The sequence below is a fragment of the Amycolatopsis sp. lyj-109 genome, from assembly GCF_046548995.1.
Taxonomy (GTDB): Bacteria; Actinomycetota; Actinomycetes; order Mycobacteriales; family Pseudonocardiaceae; genus Amycolatopsis.
The window spans coordinates 360,634-375,236 of the sequence record NZ_JAJPWR010000009.1; the positions used below are offsets into that span (position 1 = coordinate 360,634).

9 protein-coding genes are annotated in these 14,603 nt (G+C 70.4%); 8 read left to right on the top strand and 1 reads right to left on the bottom strand.

The features are described from left to right. The first annotated feature begins 42 nt into the window (after positions 1-42). Both ACLJQF_RS22560 and mycP read left to right on the top strand, forming a co-directional pair. Positions 43-2,559, top strand: coding sequence for a hypothetical protein (locus ACLJQF_RS22560; RefSeq protein ID WP_410611348.1), 2,517 nt, complete (start codon positions 43-45; stop codon positions 2,557-2,559). After that, positions 2,556-3,797, top strand: a complete 1,242-nt coding sequence (mycP, locus tag ACLJQF_RS22565) for a type VII secretion-associated serine protease mycosin (RefSeq protein ID WP_410611349.1) — start codon at positions 2,556-2,558, stop codon at positions 3,795-3,797. Before ACLJQF_RS22560 ends, mycP begins: the two co-directional genes overlap by 4 nt. Positions 3,798-3,854: 57 nt before the next feature. On the opposite strand, the gene eccCa is transcribed toward mycP, so the two are convergent. Beyond that, positions 3,855-7,844: a type VII secretion protein EccCa gene (eccCa, locus tag ACLJQF_RS22570; protein WP_410611351.1), complete on the bottom strand. Its 3,990-nt coding sequence runs from the start codon at positions 7,842-7,844 to the stop codon at positions 3,855-3,857. A gap of 132 nt (positions 7,845-7,976) precedes the next feature. Between eccCa and eccD the strand changes: the two genes are divergently transcribed. From eccD to ACLJQF_RS22600, 6 genes are all read left to right on the top strand, one after another. After that, positions 7,977-9,374: a type VII secretion integral membrane protein EccD gene (eccD, locus tag ACLJQF_RS22575; protein WP_410611353.1), complete on the top strand. Its 1,398-nt coding sequence runs from the start codon at positions 7,977-7,979 to the stop codon at positions 9,372-9,374. After that, positions 9,374-10,801 (top strand): type VII secretion protein EccB, encoded by a 1,428-nt coding sequence (eccB, locus tag ACLJQF_RS22580; protein ID WP_410611354.1) that lies wholly within the window; start codon positions 9,374-9,376, stop codon positions 10,799-10,801. The genes eccD and eccB overlap by 1 nt, the downstream gene beginning before the upstream one ends. A gap of 139 nt (positions 10,802-10,940) precedes the next feature. Further along, complete coding sequence (locus ACLJQF_RS22585; protein WP_410611355.1) at positions 10,941-11,270, top strand: hypothetical protein; 330 nt, start codon at positions 10,941-10,943, stop codon at positions 11,268-11,270. Positions 11,271-11,314: 44 nt separating this feature from the next. After that, positions 11,315-11,608 carry a WXG100 family type VII secretion target gene (locus ACLJQF_RS22590; protein WP_410611357.1) on the top strand — a complete coding sequence of 98 codons (294 nt, stop codon included), beginning with the start codon at positions 11,315-11,317 and terminating at the stop codon, positions 11,606-11,608. An 85-nt stretch (positions 11,609-11,693) separates the two neighbouring features. Beyond that, a complete protein-coding gene (locus tag ACLJQF_RS22595) occupies positions 11,694-12,122 on the top strand; it encodes a hypothetical protein (RefSeq protein ID WP_410611358.1) in 429 nt (142 codons plus the stop codon). Positions 12,123-12,179: 57 nt separating this feature from the next. Next, positions 12,180-14,603 (top strand): hypothetical protein, encoded by a 2,424-nt coding sequence (locus ACLJQF_RS22600; protein ID WP_410611360.1) that lies wholly within the window; start codon positions 12,180-12,182, stop codon positions 14,601-14,603.

Below are 14,603 nucleotides of genomic sequence, written 5' to 3' on the forward strand. Positions count from 1 at the left end.
GAGCATCGGTGAGCATGGGCGCCGCGGACGGCAGGAGTGAAGATGAGTGGGGATGCGACAGGGCCGGCCGGCACGTCGCTGCTCGCCGGGCGGGTCGGCGCGCACGTGCTGATCCACGCCCGCGACGAGCCGCGGGAAGGGGACGGTTTCCTGGCGAAGCTGCCCGGCGGTGGCTCGGGCGAGCTGTTCGTGCTGCTCTCCCGGGCCGCCCGCGAGAGCGGCTCGGTCGTGGCGGCACTGCCCGGACTGCTGCGCCTCTACGGTGACGCCAAGTCGTTCTGGATCGGCTTGCCCGGGCTCGCCGCGGCGCCCGAGCGGGCGGCCTGGCTGGCCGGGAAGCTCGGCCGGGACGTGTTCGCCCCGGACGGCGGGTTCTCGACCAGGCCGGGAGCCGTCGCGTTCGCTGGGCACGGCATGGGCGGCACCGGCTGGTGGCGGTTCTCGCCGGATGTCCCGGCGGTGCTCGCCGGAGCCCGGTTCCCGGCCCCGGAGTGGGAACACCTCTGTCCCGCTCGGCCGATCTCGGCCGGACCGGTGGTGGTCGAGCCGGTGCCGGCCGGAGTCCTCGTGCGGCGGGCGGCGGAGGCACCGGCGAGCACCCTGCACCCCGCGTTCGCCGTGCCGGCCGACGCGCGGTTTCCTCAGATCGTCGTCGGGCCGGGCGAGGTGGCGCCGCCGCCGTCCGCGGTGGCCGAGATGCTGAACCGGCTGCGGGACGCCCGTCCGTCGCTCGTCGTGCTGGCTCCCGATGCCGCCGAGCACACTTGGCTGGCCGAGCTGGCCCTGCGCACCCGGCAGGAGTTCCGGGTCCGGCCGGCCGGCCGCTACCAGCCGTTCCCGGCCCTGCTCAGCCAGGCCGCCGATGGGGGTGACCAGCACGTGCTAGAGACCGCCGCGCCACCACCCGGGTGGGTGGCCGCGGGGCCGCGCAGCTACCGGCAGGGCCAGGGCGCCGCGGCTGTCTTCGCCGACGTGGTGCCGTCGGGCCTGGTGCTCCGCCGGGCGGACGGGAGGCTCGCGGCCGAAATCGGCCCGTTCGACCCGGCGGCCTGGAGCCTGTGCCTCGGCAGCCCGGGAGAAGTCGTCGGCCTCGCCCTGCTCGTCGCCGCCGATCGCCTGCTGAGCGGGCTCGACGCCCACCGCCGGGCCACGGTGCGGGTCCGGGTGGCCGGTGAACTCGACCCGGAGGCCGCCACGGCACTCGAGTGGCTGGCCGCGCAGCACCCGCCGGCAGCTCCCCGGCCGGTGCGAACCACGCCCGCGCCGAACCGTCCGGCGGTGACGGCGGGAAATCCGGCCCCGCTCGCGGTGGCGACGACGGCGTCACCCGCGGTGGTGCCGAAGCCGCCGCCTGCGGCGGTGCCGAAGCCGCCGCCTGCGGCGGTGCCGAACCCGCCGCCTGCGGCGGTGCCGAACCCGCCGCCTGCGGCGGTGCCGAATGCGCCGCGCGCTCCTCGTCCCGCTGTCGCGGCAATGGATCCTTCGTCCGCGTCGGCAAGGCCGGTCACCGCCCGGCCCGGGGCACCCGTCGTCACGGTCGCCGAACCCCGGCGGCGGCCGGCGGAAGACGTCCCCGCCGAGGCGCCCGCGGCCGAGCCGGAGCCGCCCCGGGAGCCCGCCGGTCCGGAGCCGGTCGGGGAGGCTGCCGAACCACCGGAAACGGCCGGACCGGCCGTGCGCGAGCCGGAACCGGCGGTACCCGGGCCGGTCGAGGACGGCGGGCCGGTCGTGCCCATGGTCCTGAAGGACCGCGCCAGCACGGCCGCCGAGCAGAACCGCTTCACCTCCGGAGCGGGTGAAGCGTTCAACCAGGCGCTCGCAACCGTGAACGCCGCGCTGGCCGCGTGGCCGTCGATGCGCCAGCAGGGCAGCACGTCCGGGGCGAAGGCCGACTACGTCGCCGTGTGCCTCTACCTCGGGTCTGGAGAGGCCGGCGGAGCCGACCTGAACGACGCCGTCCGGGCCGGGCGCAAGGGCGGGGTGGACGGCCAGATTCCCTGTCTCGTCTCGGGTCTGCGCCGGCTGCCGACCCATCGCCGCGCCGTGCTGCGGCAAGGCCGGGTCGACGACTCTCCCGAATACGGCGCGGCTCCGGGTTCACTGCTGGTCGAACCCGGATTTCTCAGCGCCAGCATGGAACTCGACGTGACCCTGCCGGGTGCCGACCTCGACGTGCTGATCTGGCCGGCGACGGCCCGGCGCACTTCCGAGCTGGTCGTCAGCCGCCCGATCAGCGAAACGATCTTCGCCGCCGGAGCGCGGTTCAAGGCACTCGCCGTACGCACCGGTGAGGCGAGCGGTGACGAGGAAGAGGAGGACGGCGTGATCGCGCCGAGGACCGCGGCGTTGTTCCGCGAACTGGCCCCCGACGAGGAGGTGACGGCCGAGCTGACCGAACGCGACCGCCACGTGCTCGAGAAGCTCGACCGGGTGCTGGCCCGGCGGCGGAAAGCCGAGCTGCGCGTGGTGGACGATCCCGGCATCGTCTCTCGCCTCACCGGTTCGATGCTGGAGTTCCGGGCCGAGGCGGGGCAGCCGGCCGTGGCGGTGTTCCGATGAAGGGCGCGCGGTGGTCCGGAACGACGGGTGCCGTGGTGCTGGCCGGGCTGCTTGCCGCCCCGCCGGCTTGGGCCCAGGGACCGGTGGCGTCGTTGCCGGGCGACCAGACCGCCTGCCTGGGACCACCGCAGGGGACCGAACCCGGGACCCCCTGGGCGCAGCAGCTGCTCGCCCCGGAGCGTGCCTGGCCGCTGACCAAGGGCGGCGGGATCACGGTGGCCGTGGTCGACACGGGGGTGGACGCCCAAATCCCCCAATTGGCGGGGCGTGTGCAGCCGGGACTTGACATCACGACGAGTGCCCGTGGCCGCGCTGACAACGACTGCTACGGGCACGGCACGTTCCTCGCCGGGATCATCGCGGCCGCGACCGTGCCCGGTACCGGCTTCGCCGGGGTAGCGCCGGACGTGTCGATCCTCCCGATCCGCTGCGCGACGGGCGTCGCGAAGAACGGCGCCGGCGCGCTCACGCCCGCGGCCATGGCGCAGGGGATCCGCGAGGCCGTCGACGCCGGGGCGCAGGTCGTCAACATGTCGGCGAGCACCACGACGGCCGACGCCGCGCTCGCCGTCGCCGTCCAGTACGCGGCCGAGCACGACGTGGTCGTCGTGGCGTCCGCGGCGAACAGCGCTCAGAAGGGCGATCCGGTGACCTTCCCCGCGTCCTACCCGTCGGTGATCGCGGTGGGTGCGGTCGATCCGGCCGGGGTCCGGGCGGACTTCTCCCAGACCGGGCGGTTCCTTTCGCTGGTGGCGCCCGGTGTGGACGTGACGAGCGTCGGGCCCGGCGGTCCCGGGCACTGGCTCGGCAGCGGGACCAGCTATGCGGCCCCCTTCGTGGCGGGTGTGGCCGCGCTCGTGCGGGCCTACCGGCCCGGGCTGAGCGCGGCGCAGGTGAAGCACCGGCTGGAGGCCACCGCCAACCATCCGGCCGCCGCGCTGCCCGATCCCGGGCTCGGCTGGGGAGTGGTGAACCCGCTGGCCGCGGTCACCACCGTGCTGCCGGAGGAGACAAGCGGCGGCCAGGCCGCCGTCATCGCCCCACCACCCGCCCGGCTGCCCGAGGTCAAGGCGCCGGACGAGCAGGGGCCGGTGCTGGCCATCATGGCCGTTTTCCTGGTAGCCGTCTTCAGTTTCGCGTTGGTGAGGATTTCCCGGTTGACCGCCGCCGCCCGACGGCGCTCGTGGCGGCCTGCTCGGGTGGCGGAGGTCGTTTCCCCGGCTGCTCGGGACGACTGAGCGGCCACCCCTGGGAGCCGGTGGTCGCCGCCGCGGCGGCGACCACCGGCTCCGTCGTCACTCCGTAGCGGCGTCGGGCGCGGGGACCAGTGGGGTCTGGACCAGACGCACCGACCGGCGGCGGTTGACGAACTGAGCCCGCCCCGGCGGCAGGACCCTCGGCTTGAGGTTCCCGAGGAACGCCCCCTCCGACTTCGGGCACGACAGCAGCATCGCCGGCGTGCCGAGTTCCCACATCCGCCGGATCACGGGATTCATCATCGACCGGCTCGCCCCCGCCGTGCTGCGGGCGATAATCAGGTGCACTCCGATGTCGGCGGCCTGCGGCAGCAGGGGGAGCAACGGCTGCAGCGGGTCGCCGCTGCCCTCGGCGAGCTGGAAGTCGTCAATGACGACGTAAAGCCGGCCGCCCTGCCACCAGTCTCGCTTGGGCAGCCGAGCGGGACTGATCTCCGGACCGGGAATGCGTTTCGCGATCGCCTGGGCCGCCCCGGCGATGGACTTCGCAAGCGCCTCCGCGCCGACCGCGTATTCGAGCTGGTGCTCCGGCGGGATGGAGTCGTGCAGCTCGCGCTGGAAGTCACCGAACATGACCCGGGCCTCGTCCGGGCTGTGGTGCGCGGCGATCGACCGGGCGATGTGCCGCAACAGGTTGGTCTTGCCCGTCTCGGCGTCACCGTAGATCAGCAGGTGGGGGGTGGCGTCGAAGTCGTGCCACTGCGGGCCGAGCTCGACGTCCTCGATCCCCAGCGTCATCCGCAGCTCGGACGACGGCGAAGGCGCGAACGGCCGGGGCAGGTCCCGCACCGTCAGCTGGTGCGGGAGAAGCCGCACCTTCGGCGCCACGGGGGCACCGGGCATCGCCAGCGCCTCGGCCAGCTCCACCGTCGCGTCGGCGAGGTCGTAGGTACCGGGGTAGCCGTCGATGCGGGGCAGCGCGGCGAGGAAGTGCAGCTGGTCCGGCGTGATCCCCCGGCCGGGGATCGACGGCACGGTCGCGGCGAACCGGCTGTTGACCTCCGAGTCCACCGGATCGCCGAGCTTCAGCTCGAACCGGGTGCCCAGCACGTCCCGCAGCCACGGGCGCATCTCCGACCACCGGTTGGACGCGATGACGAGGTGGATGCCGAAGGTCAGGCCCCGGGCCGCCAGCTCGGTGAACCGCTCTTCGACCTCCTCGAAGTCCTGCCGGATCGTGTACCACCCGTCGACTACGAGGAACACGTCGCCGTAGGGGTCGAGGTCCTTGTACCGCCCCTGGGCGCGAGCCCGGCGGTAGCTCGCCATCGAGTCGACGTTGTGCTCGGCGAACAACGCCTCCCGCCGCGCCATGAGGGTGGTCACCTCCAGGACCGTCCGGGTCACCCGGTCACGGTCCAGGCGATTCGCGATGCTGCCGACGTGGGGCAGCGCAGCCAGCGCGGTCAACGTGCCACCGAAGTCGAGGCAGTAGAACTGCACCTCCTCGGCGGTGTGGGTCAGCGCGAGCCCGGCGATGAGCGTGCGCAGCATGGTGCTCTTGCCGCTCTGCGGCCCGCCGACCACTGCGACGTTTCCCTTGGCACCGGCCAGATCAGCGGTCAGCAGTTCCCGTCGTTGCTGGGCGGGCAGGTCGATCAGGCCGAGCGGGACCGTCAGGTTCGCGGTGTGCAGCTCGCCGACCGGGCGCGGGCCCAGACCCGGGTGGTCCACGAGGGGTGGGAGGAGCTGGTCGAGGGTGGCCGGTTCCTTCAGCGGAGGCAGCCACACCTGGTGCGCCCGCGGGCCGACGTCACGAAGCCGCTCGATGAGCACGTCGAGCATGGTCAGCGTGCCGTCGTTCGATTCCGGCTCCACCGGTTCCGGTTCCGGCTCGGCCGTCGCCGCCGGCGGTTCGACGTACCGGGTGCCGAACGGCACGACGTGCTGCTCGACCGAGGTGGTTGCCCGCGGACGCCGTTTCGCCCGGTACGGCGCGGACGAGTAGGCGCCCTTGAACCGCACCAGTGTTTGTGTGTCCGGGCGCAGGTAGCCGTTGCCGGGGCTGTTCGGCAGCTCGTAGGCGTCCGGCACGCCGATCACGCTGCGGCTCTCCATCGCCGAAAAGGTGCGGAGACCGATGCGGTAGGACAGGTGCGTCTCCACCTTGTGGATGCGGCCCTCGTCGAGCCGCTGGGAGGCGAGCAGCAGGTGCACGCCGAGGCTGCGCCCCAGCCGGCCGATCATCGCGAAGACGTCGATGAACTCCGGCTTGCTGGACAGCATCTCGCTGAACTCGTCGACGACGATGAACAGCGCGGGCATCGGTTCCAGCGGAACGCCCTGCGCTCGCGCGGCTTCGTAGTCGCGCCGCGACGCGTAGTTGCCCGCAGCGCGCAGGTGCTCCTGACGCCGGTTCATCTCCCCGGTGAGGGCGTCCTGCATCCGGTCGACGAGCTCGATCTCGTCCACCAGGTTGGTGATCACCGCGGATGTGTGGGGCAGCTGGTCGAACCCGAGGAAGGCCGCACCGCCCTTGAAGTCGACCAGCACGAAGTTGAGGTCCTCCGACGAGTGCGTCGTGGCCAGCGCCAGCACCAAGGTGCGCAGCAGCTCGCTCTTGCCGGAACCGGTCGCGCCGACGCACAAGCCGTGCGGTCCCATGCCGTCTTCCGCCGCTTCCTTGATGTCCAGCTCCAGCGGGACACCGGAACCGGAGATCCCGATCGGCACGCGCAGCCGCCGCTTGCTGCTCATCCGCTCGCGCCGGTACTTCGCCGGCTCAAAGGTCGCGACGTCACCGAGACCGAGCAGCGCGCCGAGATCGTAGTCGGCGGCCATCGGCTCCTGCTCGTCCGAACCCGCGTCGCCCACGCGGAAGCGCGCCATCGTCCTGGCCAGTGCTGCGGCGGAGATCTCGCTGAGCCGATCGGGCCGGCACAGCGGTTTCGCCTGCGGCTTGCCGAGCCGGTCGAAGGAAACCGTCCGGGCTTCCTGCTCGTCGACCTCCAGGAACAACGCGCCGTTGCGGTGCTGCCAGGGCAGCGAACCGGAGACGTCGAGGACCACGGCGTTGCGGTAGCCCTCGTCGGCGGCCCGGTGGTCGGCGGGAACGCGGACCCCGTCGAGCACGACGATCACGAAGGGTTCCGACCCGGTGATCGGCGTGTCCGCTTCGAAGCGGGGGCGCCCGGTGAAGGCCGGGCCGCCGAGCAGCAGCTCGGCTTCCGCGATCCCGTTCGTGGCCAGGCGACGGGCGCCGGCCGCGTCGCGGCTGTCCTGGTCCTGGTTGTGCGGCAGCCACTTCAGCCAGTCCCACCGGTCCATGTGCTCGTCGGACGCACAGACGGCGATGCGCGCGTCGCCCGGTCCGTGCGCGGTGGCGAACTGGCCGAGTATCGCGCGGACCATGCCCAGGACGGACTCGTCGTCGCCGCTGAACTGGATCTGCCCGAAGCCGCGCAGGTACACCGCGATGGGCGCGGCCGGCAGTGTGGTGTAGGCGCGGAGGAACCTCCGCAGTGCATGCGCCGACAGCGGTTCGAGGTCTTCGATCGGTTTGGTGTCGGGCGGGGAGAGCTTCAGCGTCGAACGCTGGGTGCCCTGCCCGATCCGGACCTCACCGAAGTCGTCGTGGGCCGGCCGCCGCTCCCACAGCCGGTAGCCCAGCGCGATGGACCAGAGCGCGTGCGGATCGGGGTGCACCCAGCGGGCCGCACGCTGCTGCGCGGCCAGCGAGGAACGGACCCGCTCGCGCAGCTGCGCGAGGTAGCGGATGTAGTCGCGCCGGTGTCCGTGCAGCTTCTGCTTGTGGGTGACCGAACTGCGTACCAGCTGGGTGATGAGCATCCCGATCGTCGACAGGACCATCATCCCGCCGCCGATGTAGGACATCGGCCCCGAGCCCGGCCGGACGAACATCATGACCATGGCCATGGAGCCGAGCCCCATCGGGGCGTACATCAAGACGGAACTGATGCCACCGCCGGTGTCTTCGGGTACGGCCGGTGGTTCCTGGATCTCGATTTCCGACGCGGGCGCGGCCGGTTTCGGGCGGCGTGACCGCCGGGCGAACATGATCGTGCTCAAGGTGCTCCTCCGGTGAGTGGACCTCCCCTACTTCGGTACCGGAGCCGCGAAGCCCGGCCGAGTAGGTCTCACTTGTCTAGATTCAGGTGGGGACCCGGTCCCTCGCCTTGGCAGGAAGGACCCGAACACCTGATGGAAGAGCAAACACAGCATCGCACAACCACCTCGGTAAGGCTACGGTTCGTTCTCGGGAAAAAAGCGACGGACGTGGCACTGCCCGCCGAGGTCCCGCTGGCCGAGCTGCTGCCCGCGATCCTGCCCCAGTTCGGTGCCGAGTGGATCGAACAGGGCGCGGACCACGAAGGGTGGGTGGCCCAGCGGATCGGGGAGGAGCCGCTGGTGGAGGACCGCACTCTGGCCGAGCTCAACCTGCTCGACGGCGAGACCGTCCACTTGCGACCGCGGGCCGACCGGCTCGCCGCGATAGACTACGACGACCTGGTCGACGGCGTCGGGGAACAGGTGCGCGAGCATCCGTCGGGCTGGAACGCCGAGCACAGCAGGCGGGCGTTCCGGGTCGCCGCCGCGGTGGCGCTGGTGGCGGGGGTGGCCGTGGTGCCAGGCGCCGGTCCGGTGCCGGGGCAGTCGGTCCTTTCCGGACTCGTCGCCCTCATGCTGATCGCCGGCAGTGCCCTGGTCGCCCGGGGTGCGGGCAAGCCCCAGATCGCCACCATCATGGCCGGTGCCGGTGTCTGCTACGCCGCCGAGTGCGGGGTGCTCCTGGTCGAGGTGCTCGATCCCGCCGCGTCGTCGATGGTGCGTTTGTCGGGTGGGGCGGCGGGGGCGCTGCTGGCCCTGGCCGCCGGACTCGTCGCCGTCGCCGACGCCGCCCTGCTCTTCACCGGCGCCACGGTGTTCGTGCTGTTGCTCGTCCTGACCGGGCTGATCGGCTCGGTGACCTCGGCTACACCGCCGCAGTCGGCCGCCATCGTGCTCGTCGTGTCCCTCATCATGGGGGTTTTCGCGCCGGCCACCGCGTTCCGGCTCTCCGGGCTCACCCTGCCGATGCTGCCGGGCGGCCCGCAGGAACTAAGCGAGGACATCGACCCGGTGCCGCACCGGATCGTCGTCGAGCGGGGTGCGGCGACGATGGCCTATTCGACGGCCCTGCACGTCGGGCTCGGCCTCGGGCAGCTGGTCCTGCTGCCGCAGCTGGTCTACGGCGGGTACGGCTGGTCGATGGTGCTGTCTCTGGTCATCGCTTTCCTGCTGTGCCTGCGATCCCGGCACCAAGCCGGCACGGTGCAGCGCTGGTCGCTGCTGGTCCCGGCCGCTGTCGTGGTGCTCGCGAATCTCCTGCACATCGGGCCGGAGCAGACCGGCTTCGGCCGGATCGCCGTCGTCTTCGCGCCCGTGCTCGTCGCCGCCGCGTTGCTGTTGCTGCTCGGTGAACGTCTGCCGGGGCGGCGGATGCGGCCCTACTGGGGACGCGCGATCGAGATCCTCGAGTCGCTGACCGCGGTCGCGGTCATTCCCCTGCTCCTCCAGATGCTGCACGTGTACGAGCTGATGCGCGGGCTGGCCGGCTGATGCAGTCACGCAAGGACCAGGTCCAGGCCTACTTCTTCGTCGTCGGACGGCTGGCCGCCGCAGTCACGCACGGACGGCCGGATGTGCTGCAGCCGCCGAACAAGCGGACCAATTCCGGTGTCGTCCTGGGTTTCATGCTGGCCGCCGTGCTCGCCGGTATCTTCGGCGTTTACGGCCTCTTCGTTCCGGGTGGGGACAACACCTGGCGGAGTCAGGGGGCCATCGTGATGGACGAGTCGACCGGTGCCCGATACGTCTACCTCGACGGGCAGCTCCGCCCGGTGCTGAACTACTCGTCGGCCAGACTGGCGTCCGGGAACGCCGGTGGCGGAAGCGTCATCTCGGTCTCGCGCAACTCGCTCAAGGACGCGCCGATCGGCCAGCCGATCGGCATTCCCGGAGCGCCGGATGCGCTGCCCGACAGCGGGAAGCTCGCCGGCAGCGCCTGGACCGAATGCGTCCAGCCTGACGGGACGGTGACGCTGCTGCTCGGCGGGGAGGCGGGCAAGCCGCACGTTCCCGCCGCGCAGGGCATGCTGGTCGCCACGCCCGACGGCGGCGTCTACCTGGTGTGGCAGGGCAAGCGGTACCGCGTCGGCGAGCGCACAGTTCTCGAAACTCTCGGCTACGGCGCCGCGCGGCCGGTCTCCGTCGTGTCAAGCTGGCTCAACCCAATTCTCTCCGGTCCGGACATCACGCTGCCGCGGGTGCCGGGCGCCGGCGCGCCGGGGCCGGTGATCGACGGCAGGCCGAGCAGGGTCGGGCAGGTATACAAGATTCACAACGCCGCGCTCGGCTTCGACCAGCTCTACCTCGTCGGCTCCGACGGGGTCAGCTCCCTCAGCCGGACGGGCGCGGCTCTCGTGCTGGCCGGTCCGGCAGCTAAGGACGCCTACGGTGACGCGGAGGTGCGGCCCATCGAAGCGGGGCCGGGAGCTTTGTCAGGGGTACCGGTTTCCACCGGCCCCGACTTTGCCGCCGGACTGCCGGCGGACCCACCGCGGATCGTCACGCCCACCCAGGCCGACTCCCCGTGTGTCAGCTTCGTTCCGTCCGAACACGGCGAGATGAGCGCCACGGTCGAGTTCCGGTCCGCGAGCCAGGTCGCGGCGATGTCGGTGCCGGCCGCGGCTCACCGAGCCGGCGAGACAGCCGACCGGGTGGGGGTGCCGGCAGGGGCGGGGGTGCTGGCCAAGGAGCTTTCCGCGCCGGGGGCCGCGCCGGGAACCTTGTACCTCGTCACCGAGGTCGGTACCCGGTTCCCCCTCGCCGACGCGGGCGTCGCCGGCGCACTCGGCTACTCCGCGTCGTCGGCGGTGCAGGTTCCCCGAGAATTGCTCGACCTGCTGCCGGCCGGGCCGGTGCTGAGCACGTCGGGTGCGGTACAACCGCAATCGCCGCAGATCGTCAAGACGTCCGGCTCATGAGGGGACCTCCTCGTGTCCCGCTCCACGGCGGCAATTGCACCCAAAGAAGTTTCGGCAAAATTATCGTGAGAATGTGGCCGACCGGCTTGGTTGTTCCGGGAGACCGCGCAAGTGACACCCCAAGAGCAGGAGACCGCAAGTGGCACACTCTACACAGCTCAACGTCGCGACCATTGAGCGGCAGGCTGCCAAGCACGACGAGACCGCGCAAAACATCAGTTCCCAGCTCGACCAGCTCAAGCAGCAGGTCGAGGCCACGCTGGCGGCGAGCACGAGCGGTGCGACCCGGGCGCTCAGCACGACCTGTGACAACTGGATCGAATCCGTTCGCAAGTCCGTGCTCGCGCACCTGCAGACCATGGCCGAGAACATCCGCCGCGAGAGCAAGAACCAGGGTGCCACCGACGAGGCCAGCACGCAGGCGCTGATGAACCTGCCCATGGAGACCGGAAATTTCCTCGGCGTCTGAGCACTCTTCCGTTCACTGATAAACTGTTTGAAGGGATTTATATCATGGCCGGCGACACCATCACTTACGACTACGGCGTCATCGAAGAGTGTGTTTTGATGATGACCAAGAAGGCCGGAGAGATCGAAGCGCAGACCGACGGTCTTCGCGACGATGTCAAGCTGATCATGGCGGATTGGCAGGGCGCGACTGCGGAGCGCTATGACCAGGTCGCCATGGATCTGCACAACGACCTTCAGCAGAACAAGGCCAATCTCGACAATCTGAACAAGACGCTGCAGCACGCGGCCGAGGAAATGCAGCAGCAGGACCGTGCCAGTGCCGGACAGGTCGGCTAGTTGCGGTGTGTGGGGTGCCTGTTCCGAGGTGGAGCAAGTGCCCCACACCATCGCGGCACGACCGGTCATACGGAAGGAGTTTCTCATGTCCACAACTTTTGACGCGAATGGAATCAAGGAGTCGGCGAAGAAGATCGGCGCGATCATGGACAACATGGACGCGTTCACCGCGCTGAAGCCGAACTGGCCGAACGCGGGTCACTTCGACCTGGCCCAGTGGCTGGAGCGGGTGGTCGACGACCGCCGCAACGCGATCGTCGCGCACGCCGAGCACTTCAAGCTGGCGCTGGGTGAAATGCAGACGACCCTGACGAAGATCGCGACCGACTTCGAGAACGCCGACGGAGACAACGCGGCCAAGATCAAGAGCAGCGTCGACGACCTGAAGACCCACGTCTCGGACGGCATCACCTCGATGGACAAGAACACCGAGGAACAGCAGCACAACTTCACCGGCGACTCGAAGCCCAACGACGGTGACGGTTACAACGACAACTTGACCACGAACACCTGACAGTCGCTGTCGCGGCTCCGACCCGCGCTCAATTCCACTTGACGAGGAAATGCAGTCATGCCTGATTCGACTTATGACGGCCAGCTGGTCGGCGTGTACAATTCATCCGCGCCCGCGTTCCTGGCCGGCCAGTACAAGTCTTATGGTGATCTTGCGAAGGCTGTCGCGGACCTCATCTACACCGCAGACAAGGGCGGTGGTGTGGAAGCGGGTCTGAGCAGCAACAAGGGTGCCGAAGCCTGGTACGTGCTCGGCCTCGCCATCGCGGACGCGACCAAGAGGCTCGGTGAGATCAACACCCAGTTCGCGGCCGAGATCAAGGCGATGAAGGACCACCTCACGGGTGACGCCGGCGACGCGTTCGCCAAGTACGCGACGGACTTGCTGAACAGGAGTGAGGAGGTCTTCACCACGCTCGACGGCAAGGCCTACGGTACGACGGTCGGCAACGTCGGACACGCCGTCCAGGCCTACGCGGCCGCCTGGTGGGATCTAGTTCAGAAGTACGACGACCACCGGGCTGGCCAGGAGCGGCGCATCAAGGACCAGGGAATCGCCGGGATCAAGTCGCTCGCTGACCTGTCGAACGACCTGTACGCGTCCGACATGCAGAACCTCATCAACAAGATCGCGGACGCGACCGCGGGCGAAATCACCAAGCTCGACGCGAAGGTCAAGGATGACCTTCTTCGCGATCTCCAGAACCTGACGACCGGGTTGGCGAACCAGTACAACGCCCGGGGGCAGGACATGGTCCCGATTCGCATCATCGGTGAGAAGCCCAAGGAGAGCTCCGGGGCCGGCCGTGGCAAGTCCGGCGACGGCAAGGATTCGGGTCACGGCAAGGATTCTGGCGACGGCAAGGATTCGGGACACAGCAAGGATTCTGGCGACGGCAAGGGCTCGGGTCACGGTAAAGATTCCGGTGACAGTAAAGACTCGGGTAGCGGTAACGATTCTGGTGACAGCAAAGACTCGGGTGACGGCAAGGACTCGGGAAGCGGCTCCGGGGGAGCCGCCGATGTCGGAAACGCCGTCGACAAGGCGCTGGGAAAGATCAAGGGCGGCGGCGACTCCGGTTCGGGGAGTTCCGGTGGCACCGGCAACGACGGCAAGTCGGGTCAGGAAACCCCGCAGATGCAAAAGCTGCTGCCGATGACCGACGCCCAGAAGAAGGCGGGCGAAGCCGCGGCCCAGGCCGGTCAGCAGGCCGCCGACGCCATCAAGGGCCTGAGCGGTGGCGCCACGCCGGACGAGGCTGGGGCGACGGGCGGGACGCCCGGAACCGAGTCCGCGGGGTCGGGGGCTTCCCCGACCCAGAGCAGCGGGCCGGTCCCCGTCAGCGGGAAGGCACCCGGCGGACAGGACCTTGCCGCCAAGCAAGCCGCCGACAAGGCGAAGAAAGCGCTCGCCGGGATCGCGGGGTTGGACGACCCCGAAGCCGGGGATGGCGCGTCGGGTGGAGGTGGGGCAGCTCCTGGTGCGGGCGGTGGATCACTGGACACTCCGGAGGCGAAGAAGGCACTCTCCGACGCCCACGACGCGACGGGCAAGGCGCTCGACGACCTGATCGGCAAGACGGACGATCCGGCCGCCAAGCAGGCACTGGAACACGCGAAGGACGCCGCCAAGCAGGCCATCGACGGTCTGTCCGGCCTGGGTGACGGTGACGGGAAACCCGGCGACGGGTCACCGGGCCAGGACGGCGCACCCTCGACGACGTCCGATGGGCCCGGCCAGGGGAAGGACGGCAAGGTCGCCCTGGACCGCCAGCCCGCGCTCGACGATGCCCAGAAGCAGAAGGTGCACGAAGCGCAGACCGCGGTCGACAAGGCGCTCGACGACTTGATCGGGAACTGCGACGACCCCAGCCGGCACAACGCGCTCGAACTCGCGAAGAGCGCCGCCGACGAAGCGCTCACGAACCTGGTCGACCCGGCACACGCCGAGAGAGATCACGAGGCGCTTCTGCCCATGTCGGCGCAGGACTTCCTCACTCCGGAGAGCGCCAGGGTGGACGCCTTCCCGGCTCACGCCGGGGTCGACGCGGACAAGCTGGGCGCGCTGACGGCGGTTACGCCAGGAGGCGGGCCGGGCGGCGGGGGCACGGGGATCTCCGGTCTCGACGGTCTCACGGCCACGGAAGCGGGCGGAGGTGGAGCCGGTGCCGCGGCGAGCGTCCCGGCCCAGTTCGACACCGACACGTCGGCTTCGATGCAGCGGGGTGGCGGGGTCCCGTTCCAGCAGGGGACGACGACGCCGGGCGTCCAGACGTCGCTTGGTGCGGTGACACCCGGACAGGCGGGGGCCATGGGATCCGGCATGCCGATGGGCGGTATGGGCGGTATGGGCGGCATGGGTGCCGCGGGCGGCGACCAGAACAAGGAGCGTGAACCCCAGGTGTGGCTGCAGGCCGGGAACAGCGCCTGGGACGACGACGAGTCCGGCACGCCGCCGTCGCAGGTACTGGGCAGGAGCTGA